Origin of the sequence: Pseudomonas sp. R43(2017) (assembly GCF_002112345.1) — a bacterium.
GTDB classification, from domain to species: domain Bacteria; phylum Pseudomonadota; class Gammaproteobacteria; order Pseudomonadales; family Pseudomonadaceae; genus Aquipseudomonas; species Aquipseudomonas kribbensis.
The window spans coordinates 1-18422 of the sequence record NZ_NEHJ01000005.1 but is presented as its reverse complement, the minus strand read 5'-3'; the positions used below and the strand labels follow the sequence as shown (position 1 = coordinate 18422).

The 18422-nt window shown below is 60.5% G+C and carries 13 protein-coding genes and 2 rRNA genes; 10 read left to right on the top strand and 5 right to left on the bottom strand.

Annotation, left to right across the window (positions count from 1 at the left end; translation table 11 throughout):
- Window positions 1–143: 143 nt before the first annotated feature.
- A complete protein-coding gene (locus CAG02_RS15015; protein ID WP_085712603.1) occupies window positions 144–482 on the top strand; it encodes a tryptophan synthase subunit beta in 339 nt (112 codons plus the stop codon).
- Window positions 483–532: 50 nt separating this feature from the next.
- On the opposite strand, the gene lapD is transcribed toward CAG02_RS15015, so the two are convergent.
- Together lapD and lapG are read right to left on the bottom strand one after the other, a co-directional pair.
- Window positions 533–2476: a cyclic di-GMP receptor LapD gene (gene lapD / locus CAG02_RS15010; protein ID WP_085712602.1), complete on the bottom strand. Its 1944-nt coding sequence runs from the start codon at window positions 2474–2476 to the stop codon at window positions 533–535.
- A gap of 14 nt (window positions 2477–2490) precedes the next feature.
- Window positions 2491–3183, bottom strand: coding sequence for a cysteine protease LapG (gene lapG / locus CAG02_RS15005; RefSeq protein WP_085712601.1), 693 nt, complete (start codon window positions 3181–3183; stop codon window positions 2491–2493).
- A gap of 195 nt (window positions 3184–3378) precedes the next feature.
- On the opposite strand from lapG, the gene CAG02_RS15000 reads away from it, so the two are divergent.
- From CAG02_RS15000 to CAG02_RS14980, 5 genes are all read left to right on the top strand, one after another.
- A complete protein-coding gene (locus CAG02_RS15000; RefSeq protein WP_085712600.1) occupies window positions 3379–4089 on the top strand; it encodes a GntR family transcriptional regulator in 711 nt (236 codons plus the stop codon).
- A gap of 753 nt (window positions 4090–4842) precedes the next feature.
- On the top strand, window positions 4843–5616 hold the full coding sequence (locus CAG02_RS14995) for a DUF3050 domain-containing protein (RefSeq protein WP_085712599.1): 774 nt from the start codon (window positions 4843–4845) through the stop codon (window positions 5614–5616).
- Window positions 5613–6542 (top strand): diiron oxygenase, encoded by a 930-nt coding sequence (locus CAG02_RS14990; RefSeq protein ID WP_085712598.1) that lies wholly within the window; start codon window positions 5613–5615, stop codon window positions 6540–6542. The genes CAG02_RS14995 and CAG02_RS14990 overlap by 4 nt, the downstream gene beginning before the upstream one ends.
- Window positions 6543–6555: 13 nt before the next feature.
- Window positions 6556–9945 (top strand): non-ribosomal peptide synthetase, encoded by a 3390-nt coding sequence (locus CAG02_RS14985; RefSeq protein ID WP_085712597.1) that lies wholly within the window; start codon window positions 6556–6558, stop codon window positions 9943–9945.
- A gap of 23 nt (window positions 9946–9968) precedes the next feature.
- Window positions 9969–10436 (top strand): SRPBCC family protein, encoded by a 468-nt coding sequence (locus CAG02_RS14980; RefSeq protein WP_085712596.1) that lies wholly within the window; start codon window positions 9969–9971, stop codon window positions 10434–10436.
- A gap of 58 nt (window positions 10437–10494) precedes the next feature.
- Here the strand turns inward: CAG02_RS14980 and CAG02_RS14975 are convergent, their stop codons facing one another.
- Complete coding sequence (locus CAG02_RS14975) at window positions 10495–12375, bottom strand: methyl-accepting chemotaxis protein (RefSeq protein ID WP_085712595.1); 1881 nt, start codon at window positions 12373–12375, stop codon at window positions 10495–10497.
- A gap of 311 nt (window positions 12376–12686) precedes the next feature.
- On the opposite strand from CAG02_RS14975, the gene CAG02_RS14970 reads away from it, so the two are divergent.
- The 4 genes from CAG02_RS14970 (at window position 12687) to CAG02_RS14955 (ending at window position 18040) form a co-directional block, all read left to right on the top strand.
- Window positions 12687–13187, top strand: coding sequence for a sigma-70 family RNA polymerase sigma factor (locus CAG02_RS14970; RefSeq protein ID WP_085712594.1), 501 nt, complete (start codon window positions 12687–12689; stop codon window positions 13185–13187).
- Window positions 13187–14197 carry a FecR domain-containing protein gene (locus CAG02_RS14965; protein WP_085712593.1) on the top strand — a complete coding sequence of 337 codons (1011 nt, stop codon included), beginning with the start codon at window positions 13187–13189 and terminating at the stop codon, window positions 14195–14197. Before CAG02_RS14970 ends, CAG02_RS14965 begins: the two co-directional genes overlap by 1 nt.
- Window positions 14198–14283: 86 nt before the next feature.
- Window positions 14284–16785, top strand: coding sequence for a TonB-dependent siderophore receptor (locus CAG02_RS14960; RefSeq protein ID WP_085712592.1), 2502 nt, complete (start codon window positions 14284–14286; stop codon window positions 16783–16785).
- Between the two features lie 76 nt (window positions 16786–16861).
- Entirely contained in the window at window positions 16862–18040 is a 1179-nt protein-coding gene (locus CAG02_RS14955; protein WP_085712591.1) for a PepSY domain-containing protein, read from the top strand.
- 72 nt (window positions 18041–18112) lie between these two features.
- Here the strand turns inward: CAG02_RS14955 and rrf (CAG02_RS14950) are convergent.
- Window positions 18113–18228, bottom strand: a 5S ribosomal RNA gene (gene rrf, locus CAG02_RS14950).
- A gap of 106 nt (window positions 18229–18334) precedes the next feature.
- Window positions 18335–18422, bottom strand: a 5S ribosomal RNA gene (gene rrf, locus CAG02_RS14945); the annotation flags it as partial.

Here is an 18422-nt window from a genome sequence, read left to right as displayed (position 1 = left end):
GAACAAAACGGCCGCTCCAATGGGGCGGCCGTCACGTTTGCGTCTTTCTTCCCGGTGACGATTGCGTCGCCGCACCGCATACTCCCGTGCAGTTGGCTATGCTGCTGACAGCATGACGCCGGTCCATTTCCGAGGGATGCTCAATGTTTTACGTGCAACGCGATGCACAGGGTCAGTTGGTTCGCGTGGAAGCTGCGGCCTGGGCCGAGGCCACGGAAACGCTGCCCGCCGACCACCATGAAATCCAGGCCTGGTTTGCCAACGCGGCCGTGGAAAACAGCCTCAAGCAGCTCAAGCAGAGCGACCTGGAGATGATCCGGGTGCTCGACGACCTGATTCAGGTCCTGACCCAGAAAGGTGTGATCCGCGTCACCGACCTGCCGCCGGCGGCCCAGGCCAAGCTGATGGACCGGACCCAGGCCCGGGAGGCGTTGGGCGGGTTGAGCCAGTTGATTGATGATGAAGAGACAGGGTTGATCTGATCTCTTTTGTCCTGCCTGTTCCCGCGCTGGGCGCGGGAACGGGCAATTCATCACCAGGGTTTTGGCTCACCGAAAAGCTGCCCCTGAACCCCGTACAAGCCCATCTCGCGAATCACCGACAGCTCCCCTTCCGTCTCGACCCGCTCGGCAATCAGCGGCAGATCGATGCTGTGTGCCGCCCGCTGGATCGCCTCGATGAACAGGCGCTTGTCGCTCTCCTGGTCGATCGCGCGAATGTAGCTGCCATCGATCTTCAGGTACGCCAGCCCCAGCCGCGCCAGGTTGCCGATCATGCTGAAGCGCCCGCCGAAGCGTTGCAGGCTCAGGGAGAAACCGAGTTCGCGCAAACGTCGGGTCAACTGTTCCAGCACCGCTTGTTCCGGCAATTGTTCCTCGCCGATTTCCAGGGTCAGGCGCGGCCCCAGATTGGAGTGCGAGCGCAGAATCTCGAAGACTTTGTTCAATGCCTGCGGATCCGCCAGGGTCGCCGAAGACAGGTTCAGCGCCAGGGATTCTTCATGGCCGGCCATTTGCTCCAGCACCCGCTCGAGCATCAGTCGGTCCAGGCGTGCGGTCCAGCCAAAGCGTTCCAGCCACGGCAGGAAGCGTCCGGCGGGAATGGTCTGGCCTTGTTCGTCGAGCAGGCGCGACAGCACTTTGTAATGCAGCACCAGTTGCGTGTCCTGCGCTGCGACTACCGGCTGGAAGAACAGCTCGAAACGCCGCTGATTCAGCGCCTGATCGAGCAGGCGATGCCAGGCGTGGTGATCGTCGCCAACGTCCGCCACCAGACTCTGATCGAGGCACGCCCAATTCTGTTCGCCCTGACCTTCGGCCTGAGCCAGGGCCTGATCGCCGAGGCTGAGTACCGCTTGCGGGGAATCGCCGTGGGCGAACGGTGCCACACCGATAGAGGCCACGGCGGCCACGTCGGTGGCGCCCGTCGCGTGCAGGCTGCCCAGGGCGCTGTCGAGGTTCTGCGCCAGTTGCAGCGCTTCTTCTCGGGTCAGCCCCGGCGCCAGCACGGCGAATTCACCGCCACGGATACGGGTCACGAGGTTCTGGGTTTCCGGGTATTTGGCGCACTCGCGAGAGAGTTGCTGACCGACCGCTTTCAACAATTCATCGGTACGCTGACCGCCGAGACGCTGGTTCAGCCCGGCCAGATCCTTGACCCGCAACAGCAACAGATAACCGGAGCTGGCCTGTTCCGGGTTGCTCACCCGGGCGTTCAGTTGCATCTCGAAGTAGCGCCGATTGGCCAGACCGGTGAGGTTGTCCTGATAGGACTCGGTGCGCAGTTTTTCGCTGCGTTCGGCCTGCTCCTGGAACAGCGCCTTGAGCTTCTCGACCATCTGGTTCATGGCCAGCACCACGCGACGCAGTTCAGGCGTGCGCGGCAGGTCCGGCAGGCTGAGGAATTCGCGACGGGCGATGGCGTGGGACTGCTTGACCATGTAATCCAGCGGCCGCAATTGCCGGCGCAGCAACAGCGCGCCCAGCACCGCACTCACCGCACCGCAGACCAGCAACCAGCCCAGGCTGCCGAGTGCGCTCTGCCAGAGTTTGGCCAGGGCGAACATCGGGTGGCTGACCACCTCGACCCGCGCCGCCTGCTCCCAGCCACGGCTGACCAGTGCATCACCGCCGGCCGGTTCCAGGCCGATCAGTTTGACGAACCAGTCCGGCACGTTGGTGACGGCGGGAATGCCACTGCGCTCGACGATGGTCTGGTCGGTCTTCAGATCGACCACGCGGATGCTCGAGTAATAACCGCTGTCGAAGATCGAACTGACCAGCAGCTCGACCATCGCCGGGTCGTCGATGTTCGGGGTCAGCGACAACGCCAGCGCCGTGGCGGCGTCCTGGGCGTGGGAACGCAACTGGTTGACGTACTGGGTGCGCGAGCTCTCCAGGCTGACCATGAAGCTGCCGGTGAAGGCGACCACGAGGAACAGACAGATAGCGATCAACAGCTGTTTGAACAAGGACATCTGAGCGCGTGCTCCTAGTTAGTCGTCTCGACCGGGAATCCTTCGGCCTGCATTTTTTTCAACACATCCTGCCAGCGTGACAGGCGTTTGGTGTCGCCGACCTTTTTGTTGCCCTTGGCCCCCGGCAGGTAAAGACCTTCGGCATTGAAAGAGTAGACCGGCAGCAAATCGGTTCGCTCGGACGCCGGCTTGATCGGGTCGATCAGGCTGTCGAGCACCAGCGGCATGGCATCGGGACTGGAATAGTAGGTCAACACCATGTGCGCGCGATTCTGGCGCAGGGCCTTGACGTAGGTGATGCGCAACTTGTCACTGGCCACGCCGAGGTGACGCAGGCTGAAATACTTGGCGATCGCGTAGTCTTCGCAGTCGCCGGCGCCCTTCCACAAGGCTTCGATGGGTGTCTCCCAATAATCGACCTGGCCCCACAGGTCGATGTCCTCGACGTAGCGCATCTGTTTGTTGAAAAACAGGTTCACCACTTTGAGCTTTTCCATCTCGCTGACCTGTTTCTGGGTGGCCAGCAGATTCTGCCAGGCATCGATCCGTTGTTGCCCGGCGCCCAGCGGTCCGTACAATGCCGTGGCCTTGCGGCTGATCGCGGAAAAATCCCAATCGGCATGCAGGCCGCCCAGCATGACGCCGGCCAGCAGCAGCGCGCAGGCAAGCCAGCGCACAATCCGTGGGATCGCGAAACGTACCGCCAATGCAAGGCATCCAGGGCAGGAGGAAAGGCGTTTGATGGTGAAGGTTAGCCGAGCAAAAAACAATGGCACCCTGAGATCATCGCCCGCGCGCTAAACTTCAGATGTGACAGGGTTCTTCTACACGGTTTGACAACCTGTAGAGCAATCACTAGTGTCCTTTGGATCCAAATTCCGCAGTCAACAGGGTGTGCAGTTGTGACCCAGAAGCCCAAGCCACTCCACAGCATCAAAGTCGAAGGGCCGATTCCCGCGCATCTGGCGCGCTCGGTCATCGAGGAAACCCTGCGCTCGGCGATTCTCGACGGGCGCCTGCCGTGCGGCACCGCGGTACGCCAGCAGGATCTGGCGGACCTGTTCGGCGTCAGCCGCATGCCGGTACGCGAAGCGTTGCGTCAGCTCGAAGCCCAGGGCCTGTTGAGCGTGGTTGCCCACAAAGGCGCCGTGGTAGCGCCGCTGATCCAGGGTGACGCGACCGAAACCTATGAGCTGCGCATCCTGCTGGAATCCGAAGCCCTGCGCCAATCGATCCCGCTGCTGACCAGCGCCGATCACGAGCGCGCCGCCGGCTACATCGAAGAACTGGAAATCGAGCACGACTACACCGAGATCGGCCGGCTCAACCGCCTGTTCCACATGACGCTTTACAGCAAATCCCCGAACGGCCGTCTGCTGCGGCTGGTCGAGGACGGTTTGAACGAAGAGGAACGCTTCCTGCGCTTCAACCTCGAGGCCATGGGCCTGGGCAAGATCTCCCAGGACGATCACCGCGCTCTGCTGCAAGCCGTGCAGCAACGTGACACCCCGCTCGCAGTGGCGTTGCTGGAGCAGCACCTCAACCGCGGTGTCGAGGTCATCACCCGTTACCTCGCCAGCCCCGCCGCACAAAACCGCAAGACAGCCCGCTGATTCCCACCTTCCGGGTGAGCTCCCGCTCACCCGGCGAATAACCCGCTTACAAATCCCCACGCCAGTCACGCTCAATTGCCGTGGCACTTCGGCGCCTTCGCTCTAACCTCCCCCCTGCTTTGGACAGCCCGGAAATTGCACCGCAAGGAAGTCATTTTCGACGATAGCCGCGGCGCCGATTTACGCGCACCCTTGAATCGCCAACCCAAATAGAACGGGGACGCGCCGCCCCGGCAGCAGTCTCCGCAACAGGAACCTACGGAAGGAGCCTTGTCACGGGAAAAGGAAGATTCGCCGCCGTATCAGGCCAACTTCATCCCCTCAGATCATTTCAATTACTTACTTCAAAAGTTGCTTTGAGTGAGGCATTCACTCTTGTTATTCAATTTTGGCCTTTAAAGGCCGAAAGGAGCAACTACGTCCAAATAAAACTCAACTTAAAAGTTTTATCGGCCCCACTCATACTTGAAAAACAGCAAACTTAAATTAATTAAAAATATACTTGTTAAGTTGTTTTGCGATGTATTAGTTTTTCTACGCCGGGTTTTGTACCGAACCGAAAAGCCGGCAAGCTCCAACAACATGGCCCGCTGCACGTCAGTCCTTACTGACGTTCCGATGTACCAGGCCTCTAGATACAACTTCAACTTTCATCGAAACGAATGAGGCTATCGCTCGCCTGGAAACTATATCCAACGTTGTTAGCCATTGATTGAGCAGTCCCTATATCCCTATAAGCCAGAGGCTCGCATCATGCCAACTAAAGAACAACTCGCCCAAAAGAAAGCCGAACTCAGCGTTCACCCGATCTTTTCCGAAATCGATTCGCTGTCGGTCTTGCGACGCTTCATGGAATCCCATGTCTTTGCCGTATGGGATTTCATGTCGCTGACCAAACGCCTGCAACAGGAACTGACCTGCACCCGCCTGCCGTGGCTGCCACCGCGCGATCCCCATGCCGCACGACTGATCAATGAAATCGTGCTTGGCGAAGAGTCGGACGATCGGCTGTCACACGGACATTACAGTCATTTCGAGTTGTACCTGGATGCGATGCGCGAAGTCGGTGCGAGCACCTCGGCGGTGGAGCGCTTTGTCGCGCTGCAACAGGAGGGCGTGAGCTATGACGTCGCGCTGCAAAGTGTCGAGGTCGACCCGGCTGCCGCGCAGTTCGTCCGCGACACCTTGCACACCGCGCTGCATGCACCGGGGCACAGTGTCGCCGCCGCTTTCCTGCATGGCCGCGAGAGCGTGATCCCGACCATGTTCCAGCGCATGCTCGATGCCTGGGGCATCGGTGTCGAACAGGCGCCGACCTTCCGTTACTACCTGGAGCGACACATCGAAGTCGACTCCGAAGACCACGGTCCGGCCGCCGAGCAACTGCTGGAGCGCCTGGTCGATGGCGATCCGCAGCGTGAGGCCGAGGTCTATGCCAGCGCCATCTCCGCCGTGGAAAGCCGAATCGCGTTGTGGGACGGCTTGCGCCTGAGCATGCGCGAGCCGCTGGCGGAGGTGGCCGAATGAACGCCGCCGACTACCAATCCTTCGCCGACGCCTGGGAAAGCCGCGCCACCATCCGCACCCGGCCGCGCCGCGTGCTGGAGGACGATGCGCGGCTGATCTATCCGCTCAGCCGCCAGCCGTTGGTGCTCAGCGAAACCTTCCTGCGCGAATGTCCGGATCAGCGTGATTTTGCCTTGGTGCAGACGCTGTACAAGTTCATCAACGACGTGGTGATTTTCGAGACCGAGATCGTCGACAAGACCGCCCGCAGCATCGCCAAGAACCGCTTTGCCGTGGCGTTCCCCTTCGCCTGTCGCTACGACGCCATGACCGTCGTCGTGGACGAGGATTACCACGCGCTGGTGGCAATGGATTTCATGCAGCAGACCGTGGCGATGACCGGCATCGAGCCCATCGAGTTGCCGAATGAAATCGAACTGAGCCGGGCGATCCCGGCCGCCGTCGAACTGGCCCCGGAACACCTGCGCAGCGCCGTGGAGCTGATCTGCGTGGCCATCGCCGAGAACACAGTGACCGGCGATGTCGCGGCGTTCGCCCGGGACGACACGGTCAAGCCATCGATCAAGGGCCTGATGGCCGACCACTTGCTCGACGAGGGCCGTCATTCGAGTTTCTGGGCGCGGATGGTGCGCATCTACTGGCACACCGCGAGCGATGCGGATCGCGAATGCATCGCGCAGATCCTGCCGGTGTTCATCGGCCACTACCTGACCAACGACATCCAGAAGTCGTTCGACCTGCGCCTGATCGATGCCTTGCCGGTCAACGATGCGACCCGCCGCGCACTGAAGGACGAGATGGCCGGGCTGGCCTTCCCGATCAATCGCCATCACCCGCTGGTGGGCAACATCGTGCGGTTTTTCCACAACAGCTCACTGCTCGACACACCGTGCGTACAGCACGCCCTGCGCGACTACCTGGTTTGACACGGAGGCTGACATGAGACGTCTCGACATTTTGCTGAAGGGCCGCAGCCAGGCCTTGACCGACCTGGCGCTGGAGCTCGAACAACACGGTCATTCATTGCTGTCGGAAGCGGCTCCGTCGATGGATCTGGTGATCGACGACGGCAGTCTTGCGCCGCAGAACTACGGCAAGACACCGCACCTGACCTTGCGTCTGGGCATCGGTGCAACGGGCGTCGGCGGTTTGCCGGTGCTCGATCTGCTGTGCCTCTGCAACTCGACACTGTTGAGCCGCGTACCCATCGCCGACGAACCCTCCGGCAACGGTCAGGCCCTGCGCCAGCGAACTCTGGCGCTGGTGGTGGACGAAGTGGCACTGCTGGTCAGCCGACTCTCCCGCGAGGCCGAATATTTCCAGCACGCGACGACGGCCCGTGCACCGGACTTCGAGCAGGTGGAAAACCTGCTGTTTCTCGACAGCCTGGCCTATGTGCATCGCTTCAACGCCACGGCCAATCCGGCCTTGTTGCAACGGGCGCAGATCCCGGTGATCGAGCGCCTTCAAGAAAGCCTGATCGAGCATGCCGACCGCCCGGCACTGCACCTCGCCGAGCAGTCGATCAGCTATCGCCAGCTGCATGATCACAGCCGTGCGATCCAGCAGCGGTTGCTGACGATGCTGGAGACACAACCGCAACCGTGGGTGGTGGGGATTTGCCTGCCGAAATGCGATGCGCTGTTTGCTTCGATCCTGGCGGTTCTCGGCAGCGGCGCGGTGTATCTGCCGCTGGAGCCAAGCCATCCGCTTCAGCGCCAGCAGTACATCCTCGAAAACGCCGGAGCGTTGTTGCTGCTGCACGATGGCGAACATCCGCTGAGCGATTCGATGCCGGGGCTGGATGTCTGCCGCATCGACCGCACTGAAGTCGACTCGACGCTACCGCTGATGCTGCGCCGGCCCGAGCTCGGCTCACCCTGCATGGCGCTCTACACCTCGGGCACCACCGGGCATCCGAAGGGTGTGCTGCTCAGTCAGGCGAACCTCGCGCACTTCACCGCGTGGTACGCCGATTACGTGCAGTTGCACGCCGAGAGCCGGGTGCTGCAGTTCTCGTCGCTGAGTTTTGACTCGTCGCTGATCGACATCTTCCCGACCCTGCTCGAAGGCGCGGAACTGGTGGTGCCCGACGACAACCAGCGCCGCGATCCGCTACAACTGGTGGCACTGATCCGCCGTCGGCAACTGACCCACGCGTTCCTGCCGCCAGCACTGCTGAGCATCCTGCCGCTGGAGCAACTGCAAAGCGTCGGACAGATCATGACCGGCGGCGATGTCTGCGAGCCGTTCGTGATCGAGCAACTGACGCGCCAGGGCAAGCTGCACAACCTCTACGGTCCTACCGAAGCCACGGTGTTGATCACCGCGCGGCAGCTGCAACCGGGCGACAGCAATCGCACCCTTGGCGGGCCGATTGCCAACAGTCAGGTGCTGATCCTCGATGACGATCTGCAACCGGTGCCGGAACAAACGGTGGGCGAGCTGTTCATCGTCGGCCCCGGTGTATGCCTGGGTTACCTGAATAATCCGCAGCAGACCGCCGAGCGCTATCTGGACCTGGAGTTGCCGGACGGCCAGCGTCTGCGCGCCTACCGCAGCGGTGACATGGCCAAGTGGGGCGCGGACGGCATCGAGCTGTGCGGACGCCGCGACAATCAGGTGAAGATTCGCGGCTTCCGGGTCGAGCCGGAGGAGATCGAGCGGTGCCTGCGCGAGAGTCAGTTGTATCGGCAGATCGCCGTGGTGATCGACAGTCAGCGGCGGATTCTGGCGTTCCTCGCCCAGCCGCAATCGGACGCCGCCCGCGATGCGCTGAAGGCGCATGCCCAGCAGTTTTTGCCGGACTACATGCAGCCGGTGGCGTGGACGGAGCTGTCGAACATGCCGTTCGCCGCCAACGGCAAAGTCGATCGCAAGGCATTGCTGGAGCTGCCGGTGAGCGTGCAGGACAGCGGCCCCAAATGCCTGCCGGCCAACGCCGATGAAGCGTTGTTGCTGGAGATCTGGGGCGAGTTGCTGGAGTTGCCGACCAGCGACATTTCCACCGATGAAAGCTTCTTCAATCTCGGCGGTCACTCGATTCTGCTGTCGCGCATGCTCCTGCGTCTGCGGGAGGAATTCGGTCGCAGCATTTCGATCAACCGCTTCATCGAACTGCCGACCATCGCCAAGCTCGCCACGCTGGTGCGTGGCACCGATAACAGCGCGGTGCTCAGCGCCCAGGCCATGGCCGACGCCGAGCGACCGCTGGACATCGAGCCGTTGCCGATCAGCCGCATGGGCGATGTGCACAAGGTGATCGTCACCGGCGCCAACAGTTTTGTCGGCGTGCACATCGTCGAGGCGTTGCTGGGATGGGGCGCCAGCGAGGTGGCATGTCTGGTGCGCGACGGCGGCGGGCAAACGGCGGCGCAGCGCTTTGCCCAATCGTTGCGTGAGAACCGGCTGGAGCATCTGGACCTGAATCGGGTGCGGGTCTATTCGGCAGACATCACCCGGCCGCAACTGGGCCTGGCTGATGAGGACTTCGAGCGACTGGATCGCGACTTCGGCGCCCTGGTGCACAACGCGGCCAACGTCAATCACGTCCTCGATTACGAGTCGCTGGCGGCGGACAACGTCGAACCGGTTTTCGAACTGCTGCGGCTGTGCGAAGGGCGCAGCAAGAAGGTGTTCAATTTCGTCTCGACACTGTCAGCCTCCAGCACCGTGGACGACGCAGGCCGGGTGCTGGAGTTGCCCGCCGCACCGACGCCGCCGATCTACATCCGCAACGGCTACAACCTGTCGAAATGGGTCGGCGAACGCATCCTCGAACGGGCGCGGGAACGCGGGGTGCGGGTCAATCTGTATCGACCCGGCAACATCAGTTTCAACAGCCTCAGCGGCGTCTGCCAGCCGCACAAGAACCGTTTGATGCTGATGCTCAAGGGCTCGATCCAGCTCGGTCAGGTGCCGGCCTTCGCGCTGAACTTCGACCTGATGCCGGTGGACTTTCTCGCCCGCTTCATCGCCTTCCACGCCAGCCGTTACTCGGCCGAACGGGCGGTGTTCAACCTGCATAACCCGGAACCCCTGAGCTGGGATACCTACGTCGCGTCGTTCCGCGAAACCGGCAGCGAGTTTTCGCTGGTCAGCGTCGCCGACTGGCAACAGCAACTGGGCCGGGTCGATGCCGACAACGCGCTGTTCGGCGTGCTCGGTTTCTACCTCAACGGCTTCGAGGAAGACATCGGCGACATCTCCCTGATCGGCCACGCCAACGCCCAGGCCGGCGTGCAGCAGATGGGCGCGCACTACCCGGAAAAATCCCCGGCACTGCTGCGTCGCGGCTGCGACTACCTGAAAGAAATCAACTTCATCTGACTCATCAACCAAGGAGCAACACCATGAGCAATCTGCAACCCGACACCCTGATCAAAAACCCTCACGGCTGCCACGTTGTGTCTTCGGTGGAAGTGCCAGTGGACGCCAGACAAGTGTGGACGGTGGTCGGAAAATTCGACGGCTTCGACCGTTTCATTCCGGCGCTGTCTCACATCGAGATGACCGGCGAAGGCGTGTCTTCCCTGCGCAAGAAATTCTTCAAGGATGGCAACGTGGTGGTCGAGCAACTCAACTCCCGGGACGACCAGGCGCTGAGCATGACCTGGACCACGATCTACAATACCTTGGGTGTGGCCAATCTGTGGGCGGCGATGAATGTGGAATCGCTGGACGCGGGCAAGTCGCGGGCGACCTGGACGATCATTGCCGAGCCGGCCAGCGGCGGGCCCGAGGCGCTGCCGGGGTTCAAGGATTTCGTGCAGGGGTTTGCCGATGACGCGATGGGCAATGTGCTGAAGCTGTTTGTGTAAGGCATGAAAAAGCCCGCTGCGGATCACTCCGCAGCGGGCTGTTTTTGACCGCAAGCGATCAGATCTTGAAGCTGTCGACCAGTTGTTTCAAACGGTTGGCCTGCTGCGACAACGCATCGCAATCCTTCAACGTTTCATTGAGGTTGGCCACGCTCTGCTGGTTCAGCAGGTTGATCTGGTTGACGTCGACATTGAGGGTTTCCACCACGGCGGTCTGCTCTTCGGTCGCCGCTGCCACCGATTGGTTCATGCCGTCGATTTCACCGATGCGCTGGGTCACGCTGACCAGTCGCAGACCGGCCTGGTTCGCCACTTCAACGCTCTCTTCGCTGGACGCCTGACTGGCGTTCATGGTGGTCACCGCTTCGCGGGAGCCGACCTGCAGCGAGGTGATCATCTTGTGGATCTCTTCCGCCGATTCCTGGGTACGGTGAGCGAGGTTGCGCACCTCGTCCGCCACCACTGCGAATCCGCGTCCTGCTTCACCGGCACGGGCCGCTTCGATGGCCGCGTTGAGCGCCAGCAGGTTGGTCTGCTGGGAGATGCCTTTGATCACATCGAGAATGTGGCCGATGTTGTCGGTGCTCGCATTCAGGGTTTCGATCTGGGTGCACGACAGGCTGATCTTCTGCGACAGCTCGGTCATCGCCTGAATCGTCTGCTCGACCACCTGACGACCGTCATCGGCCTGCTCGCTCGCGCCGCTGGCGTGTTGCGAAGCATCGGCGGCGTTGCGGGCGATTTCCTGAGTGGCGGCGCCCAGCTGATTGATCGCGGCCGCCACGCTGTTGGTGCGTGCGCTTTGCTCGTCGGAACCGATGATCGAGGCGTTGGAGGATGCCATCACCCGTTGCGACAGGTCGTGTACGTGACGAGTCGCGGAAGACACTTCGGAAATGGACGCGTGAATCCGTTCCACGAACTGGTTGAACGAACTGCCCAGCTCACCGAACTCATCCTTGCTTTCCACGACCAGACGACGGGTCAGGTCACCTTCACCCTGGGCGATGTCCTGCATCGCGCGGCCCATGGTGATCAGCGGACGCATCAGCACAGTGATCAGCAGGCTCAGGAAGACCGCAATCGCACCCACTGCGACAAACATCGCGATCAGTGCCGAGGTACGGAACTGGCTGAGTGCAGCGTAGGCCTTGTCGCGGTCGATCGACAGACCGATGTACCACTCGGCATTCGGCAGACCGGTGACCGGGGTGAACGACAGGATGCGCTCCTGGCCGTTGAGCACCACATTCTGGTTGCCCTTCTGGATGCGCACATCGGCGTTCGGGTAAATGTCCTTGAGGTTCTTCATCACCTGGTCTTTATCCGGGCTGACGATCACCTGACCGTCACCGCTGACCAGGAATGCGTGGCCCAGGCCACCGAAGTCCACCGAGTTGATGATCTTCACCAGGGTTTCCAGACTCAGGTCACCGCCCACTACACCGAGCAGCTCGCCGTTCTTTTTCACCGGCATGGCGATGGTCACCACCAGACCGCCAACGGCGGCCATGTATGGCGGGGTCAGCATGGTCTGGTCAGCGGCCACGGCCTGCTTGTACCACGGGCGCTGACGCGGGTCGTAGCCGTCCGGCATCTTCGCGTCAGGGCGCTGGGTGAACACACCGTTGGCCTGGCCGACATAGGTGAACTGGAAGTTCGAGGTGAAGGCCGGTTGATCGACCAGCCCCGGGAAATCGGCGTTCTTGCCCTGATGAGCGACGTTCTGCGCGAGGTTTTCCAGCACCAGAATCCGCCCGCTCATCCAGTTCTGCACACTGCTGGCGGTCAGGTCGCCGGCCTGCTGGACGGAGGACTGCAGGTTCTGGCGAATGGTGTTTCGCTGCAGATAGTCGTTGTACAAAGTGAACAGCGCGAACGCCAGGACCACGACGCCCGAGGCGGCCAACAGGATTTTATGGCTGAACTTGAGATTCATTTCATGGGACTTCTTATGCCAAAAGTGGGGATGCGTTCCGGATGCAACATTCCATGTACAGCGCAGGCAGCGTTCTGATGGCTGCTCTACTTTGGTGCACGCATGTCTCAACAGTCTGTCGGCACGACTCGGAGAAAACTTAGCGTTTTGTAGGAAATGGACGGCATTTCTGCCAGCTTCCCGCCGAACGGCGTGCCAGAGCGTTCGCCTGTCATTTTTTGATGACTGTTTTGCAGCGTCTGTTGCAAATTCTGTAACCCTTGATGACAATGCGACTAATTATCATTTGTGACGTTCGGGCTGTCGCGTTCATGTCCTCACCTGAGTTTGCAGTACAGGCGCTTTACAGTCGTCATCACGGCTGGCTCAACAGCTGGTTGCGCGTGCGACTGGGCAATGCAGCCGATGCGGCGGATCTGGCGCAGGACACTTTCGTGCGCCTGCTGCAACGCACCGAACGTCTCGAACTCAAGGCGCCCCGCGCGTTTCTGCGCACCATTGCTCGCGGGCTGGTGATCGACCATTGGCGTCGCGAGGAAATCGAACGCGCGTACCTGGAAACCATCGCTCACTTGCCCGAAGCCGAGACACCCAGCGCTGAAGCCCGCGCGCTGGTGATTGAGCTGCTGGAAAGCATCGCCCGCATGCTCGAGGGACTGAAGCCCAAAGTGCGTCAGGCGTTTCTGCTGGCGCAGTGCGAAGGTTTGACCCACAAGCAGATCGCCGAGCAGATGGGTCTGTCCTTGCGCTCGGTGGAACGCTACGTCGCCGATGCGCTGTATCACTGCTACGTGCTGCGGTACGAAAGCTGATGCCGGTGGATAACCTGTCAATCGCCCGCAGCGCCGAGCCACAACAGAAAGTGGTCAAACAGGCGATCCATTGGCTGCTGCGCCTGCGCAATAACCACGGCAATCCACGCCTGAACCACCAATGTGAACAATGGCGCGCCGAACACCATGATCACGAACTGGCCTGGCAACGGGTGCAATCGCTGCAAAACGAATTGACCCACAACCTGCGTGCCGTGCCAGGCGCACAAGTGGCATTCAATACATTGGAAAACAGTGCGCAGGGCCTCGGTCGCCGCCAGGCGTTGAAGCTGCTGTCCGGTGCGTTGTTGATGGGCTCCGCCGCATGGCTGGCCAGAGATACGTCGGCCTGGCAGCAATGGAGCGCCGATTACGCCACCGCCACCGGCGAACGTCGTGGATTCCAGTTGCCTGACGGCACGCGGATAGAACTGAACACGGCCAGCGCCGTGGACCTCGATTACACGGCGCAACAGCGGCTGATCAAACTGACTCGGGGCGAGATCATCGTGACCTGCGGCGCCGGCGGAGGTTCGGTAGTCGATCGACCGCTGCGAGTGCAAAGTCGTCATGGCACCTATGAGCCGTTCGACGCGCGCTTCATCCTGCGTCAGGAAGGTGATTGCACGCGCCTGAGCGTCACCAGTGGCCGGGTGGCGATTCTTTCGCCACGGACGAGTGCTGGCGCTTCCACCGAGGTGCTTGCCGGTCAGAGTTATTTGATCGACCACCATCAGGCGCGCCCTGCTCCGCCGCTGGACATGGATGCCGGCGCCTGGATCGACGGGCTGATCGTGACGCGCAATATGCGCCTGGGCGACTTCCTCAAAGAGGTTGGTCGCTATCGTCCAGGCTTCTTGAGTTGTGCTCCACAAGTCGCCGATCTGCGTTTATCCGGCGTGTTCCGCCTCGATGACACCGACAAGCTGCTGGCGATCCTGCCGCAGACCCTGCCGGTGCAGTTGCGCTATCGCACCCGCTGGTGGGTAACGCTGGAACGAGCGGTCTGAAATTTTTTGGCGGGTTTTCGTGGCACGACCGGCTTAGTCAGTAAGCACTTCAATTCAGCCTTCGCGACTTGCCACGGAAACCTACAATGACTGCGCGCGTTACCTGTAAGAACCCTCTGAATTTCACTGCCGAAACGGGCCTTCTGCGCCAAGCGATTCGGGCCGCGTTGTTCTCCACCGCACTGGGCGTCGGCCTGCTGCCGAACCTGAGCGTCGCGGCGAGCGCCAGTGAGGTCGGCAGCCACCGCTACAACATCGCCGCCGGGCCAATGGGCGAGGCGCTGAATCAGTTTGCGCGCCAGGCCGGCATCACCTTGTCGATGACCCCGCAGCAGACTCAAGGCCGACAATCACCCGGCGTGCAGGGCGAATATTCGACCGATCAGGCGTTGAGTCATCTGCTGGGCGGCTCGGGTCTGGAGGCGGTCAGCCAGGACGGCAGCAGCTACGTCCTGCGCTCGATTGCAGAAGCCGAAGCACTGGCCCTGCCAACCACCGATATCAAAGGCTTCGCCCTCGGCAACGCACTGGGCAGCATGGACGGCTACAACGCGACGCACAGTCAGATCGCCACCAAAACCAGTACCGCGCTGCTGGAAACCTCGCAAAGCGTGTCCGTGGTCACTCGCGAGCAAATGGACGATCAGGGCTCGCAAACCGTGTCCCAGGCCATGCGCTACACCCCCGGTGTGCTGACCAACCCTTACGGCGCCACGCACCGTTACGACTATGTGGCGATGCGCGGCTTCAACGATGGTTCGGTGGATAACATCTACCTCGACGGCCTCAAGTCGATGGGCGACAGCGGCACCTACAGCACGATGCAGGTCGACCCGTATTTCCTCGAGCGCGTCGATATTCTGAAGGGCCCGTCGTCGGTGCTCTACGGCCGTAGCTCCCCGGGCGGTCTGGTGGCACTGACCAGCAAGAAACCGTTGTACGAGGCCTATCACCAGGTTCAGGCCACCGTTGGCACTCAGGGCCAGCGCGGTGTCGGTTTTGACTTCAGCGGCCCGGTCGATGACGACAAGCGCATCGCCTATCGTCTGATCGGTTTAACGGATCAGTCCGACACGCAATTCGACCACAACAAGGAAAAACGCTTCGCCCTCGCGCCGACGGTCAGCATCGATTTCAACGAAGACACTTCGCTGACCCTGCAGGCCTATCTGCAACATGACCCGGATGGCGGCTATCACGGTGGCGTGCCGGCCGACGGCACGATTCATCAGCGCAACGGCAACCGCATCTCGCCGCACTTCTTCGAAGGCGAACCGGGAGTCGATGGCTATTCCCGCGATCAGCAGTCGTTCGGCTATCAGTTCGAGCATCGCTTCAACGACGTCTTCACCGCGCGGCAGAACTTCCGTTACCTCGACTCCAAAGTGAACATGGATCAGGTGTACGCCTATGGCTGGACGTCGCCGACCAGCAGCGAGCTGAACCGCTACTACACCGGCGGTGACGAGCGACTGCACGCATTCATCGTCGACAACATGCTCCAGGCCGAATTCTTCACCGGTGCGACCAAGCACACGGTGCTGATGGGAGCGGATTACCAGCGACGCAAAACCGTGGTCGACTGGACCAGCGGCGGCCTGGCACCGATCAATGCGTTCAATCCGGTGTACGGCAACGCCGCCATCGATATGTACGGCGAGACCAGTTATCTGCGTCGTCTGGAGCAGACCGGGGTTTACCTGCAAGACCTGATTGAAATGGACAAATGGCGCTTCTCGCTCGGGCTACGTCAGGACTGGGTAGAGACGTCTGAGGAAAACCGGATTGCCGAAGCGGACCGCCCGGTCGGCACAGAGATCAGCGACAAGCGCACCAAACTGACGGGCCGTGTCGGGGCGCTATATCTGTTCGATAACGGCCTGGCGCCGTACATCAGCTACTCGGAGTCGTTCAACCCGAACTCCTATGCCGACAGCGCCGGTAATCCACTGGCCCCGACGGATGGTACGCAGTGGGAAGCGGGTCTGAAGTATCAGCCTCCCGGCACCGACAATCTGTTCACGGCCTCGCTGTTTCGCATCGATCAGGAAAACCTGGCAACCAAACTGCCGCAGGAAAACTTCTATCGTGCTGTAGGCGCTGTCCGCTCCCAGGGTCTGGAACTGGAGGCGCACATGCAGCTCACCGACAATCTGAAAGTGCTCGGTAGTTACACTTTCACCGATATCGAATACTCGAAGTCGATGGTCAGCACCCTGAGCACCCCGAGCAATGTGATCGAGAACAAAGGCAACTCGCCAACCCAGGCGCCGCGACACATGGCTTCGCTATGGGCGGACTACAAGTTCGACAGCGCAGTGCTTGATGGCCTACGCGTAGGCGGTGGTGTGCGTTACGTCGGCTATAGCTGGGCGGATGCTGAGAACACCATGAAGGTGCCGTCCTACACATTGTTCGATGCGTCGATCGGTTATGACTTGGGCAAAGTTGGCTTGAAGGGTGTGGACGTACGCCTGAATGCTAACAACCTGACCAACGAATCCTACGTGGCCTCCTGTGCCAGTCTGAACTTCTGCTACATGGGCGAAGAGCGCAACGTCGCGGCCACGGTCAGCTACCAGTTCTAAGCCTTTGTCTTGTGCATAAAAAAGCCAGTCCCTGAGGTTCAGGGACTGGCTTTGTCGTATTCGTGGGGAAAATTTCATGCGTTCGTTTCTGGTTTTACTGCACCGGTACATCGGGTTGGCCACGGCAGTTTTTCTGCTGCTAGCAGGGATCACGGGGAGCATTCTGGCGTTCAACCATAAGCTGGATGAGTGGTTGAACCCAGGGTTTTATGCGGCTTCGACCGAAGGGCAGCGTCTACCGCCAGGTGAGTTGGTCGATGCGGTGCAATCTGCACATCCGAAGATGCAGGTCTGGTACATGGAGTATCCGAATGAGGCAGGCCACACAGCCTTGCTGGCGGCGGTTCCGCGTAATGATCCGGCGACGGGCAAACCGTTCGATGAGCGTAATCAGGTGTTCTACCTGGACCCGGTCAATCGCGAGCAAAAAGGCCAGCGCTATTGGGGCGAGTGCTGTTTTCAGCGAGAGAACTTCATTCCTTTCATTCTTGAGTTCCACTACAACCTGACGCTGCCCGGGAACTCGGGTTTGCTGTTGATGGGATTGGTGGCCATCGCCTGGGTGATCGATTGCTTCATCGCTCTCTGGTTGACGTTACCGCGAGGCAAACCCTTTTGGAGGAAGTGGTCGAGCGCCTGGAAGATCAAGGGCGGGCATGCCTATCGGCTCAACTTCGATCTGCATCGGGCGGGGGGCTTGTGGCTATGGTTGTTATTGCTGCCGATAGCCGTCAGCAGCGTAGCCATGAACTTGCCGAGCCAGGTCTTCAAACCGGTGGTGTCGCTGTTTTCTCCGATTGAACCGAGCGTATATGAGGCCCGAGGTCGAATGCCTGCCGATGAGTTAGGGATCACTCGCTTGAGTTATCAACAGGCCTACGAAAGGGCCCAGCAGGAGGGAAAAAGGTTGGGGCTTACAGCGGCGATCGGCGAGTTGTATTACAGCTTTGAGTACAACTTCTACGGCGCAGGGTTTGGACAGCATGACACCGAGGCCCACGGCAAATCCTGGCTGTTCTTCCACGGTACCGACGGACGATTACTGGGGCAGGAGATTGCAGGAGAAGGGACTTTGGGAGAGCGGTTTTATCGGTTGCAGCTGCCGATACACGGGGGACGGATCATAGGCTTTACCGGGCAAGTGATGATCGCGGTATTGGGTGTTCTGATTGCGGGGTTGTCCGGGACTGGCGTCTATATCTGGTGGCGTAAATGGCGGGCTCGTCGAAGCAGCAAGGCACGCAGAGTGGTTTGAAGATGGGCTTTTTCAGGCTCTGAAACGACAAAACCCCTGTCTGCATTCGCAGACAGGGGTTTCGGAATTTAATCTTGACGATGACCTACTCTCACATGGGGAAACCCCACACTACCATCGGCGATGCATCGTTTCACTTCTGAGTTCGGGATGGGATCAGGTGGTTCCAACGCTCTATGGTCGTCAAGAAATTCTGTGACCAGCCCGTTACCGCAGTAACGTACCGGCAAAAATCGGTGACTTCTACTAAAACAAAACCCCAACTGCTTTCGCAATTGGGGTTTCGGAATTTAATCTTGACGATGACCTACTCTCACATGGGGAAACCCCACACTACCATCGGCGATGCATCGTTTCACTTCTGAGTTCGGGATGGGATCAG

Bases quoted from the DNA above. Each gene is read 5' to 3' on its own strand.
- CAG02_RS15015 (WP_085712603.1), top strand. From the start codon at position 144: ATGTTTTACGTGCAACGCGATGCACAGGGTCAGTTGGTTCGCGTGGAA.
- lapD (WP_085712602.1), bottom strand. From the start codon at position 2,476: ATGTCCTTGTTCAAACAGCTGTTGATCGCTATCTGTCTGTTCCTCGTG.
- CAG02_RS14995 (WP_085712599.1), top strand. From the start codon at position 4,843: ATGCCAACTAAAGAACAACTCGCCCAAAAGAAAGCCGAACTCAGCGTT.
- CAG02_RS14990 (WP_085712598.1), top strand. From the start codon at position 5,613: ATGAACGCCGCCGACTACCAATCCTTCGCCGACGCCTGGGAAAGCCGC.
- CAG02_RS14985 (WP_085712597.1), top strand. From the start codon at position 6,556: ATGAGACGTCTCGACATTTTGCTGAAGGGCCGCAGCCAGGCCTTGACC.
- CAG02_RS14980 (WP_085712596.1), top strand. From the start codon at position 9,969: ATGAGCAATCTGCAACCCGACACCCTGATCAAAAACCCTCACGGCTGC.
- CAG02_RS14975 (WP_085712595.1), bottom strand. From the start codon at position 12,375: ATGAATCTCAAGTTCAGCCATAAAATCCTGTTGGCCGCCTCGGGCGTC.
- CAG02_RS14970 (WP_085712594.1), top strand. From the start codon at position 12,687: ATGTCCTCACCTGAGTTTGCAGTACAGGCGCTTTACAGTCGTCATCAC.
- CAG02_RS14965 (WP_085712593.1), top strand. From the start codon at position 13,187: ATGCCGGTGGATAACCTGTCAATCGCCCGCAGCGCCGAGCCACAACAG.
- CAG02_RS14960 (WP_085712592.1), top strand. From the start codon at position 14,284: ATGACTGCGCGCGTTACCTGTAAGAACCCTCTGAATTTCACTGCCGAA.
- CAG02_RS14955 (WP_085712591.1), top strand. From the start codon at position 16,862: ATGCGTTCGTTTCTGGTTTTACTGCACCGGTACATCGGGTTGGCCACG.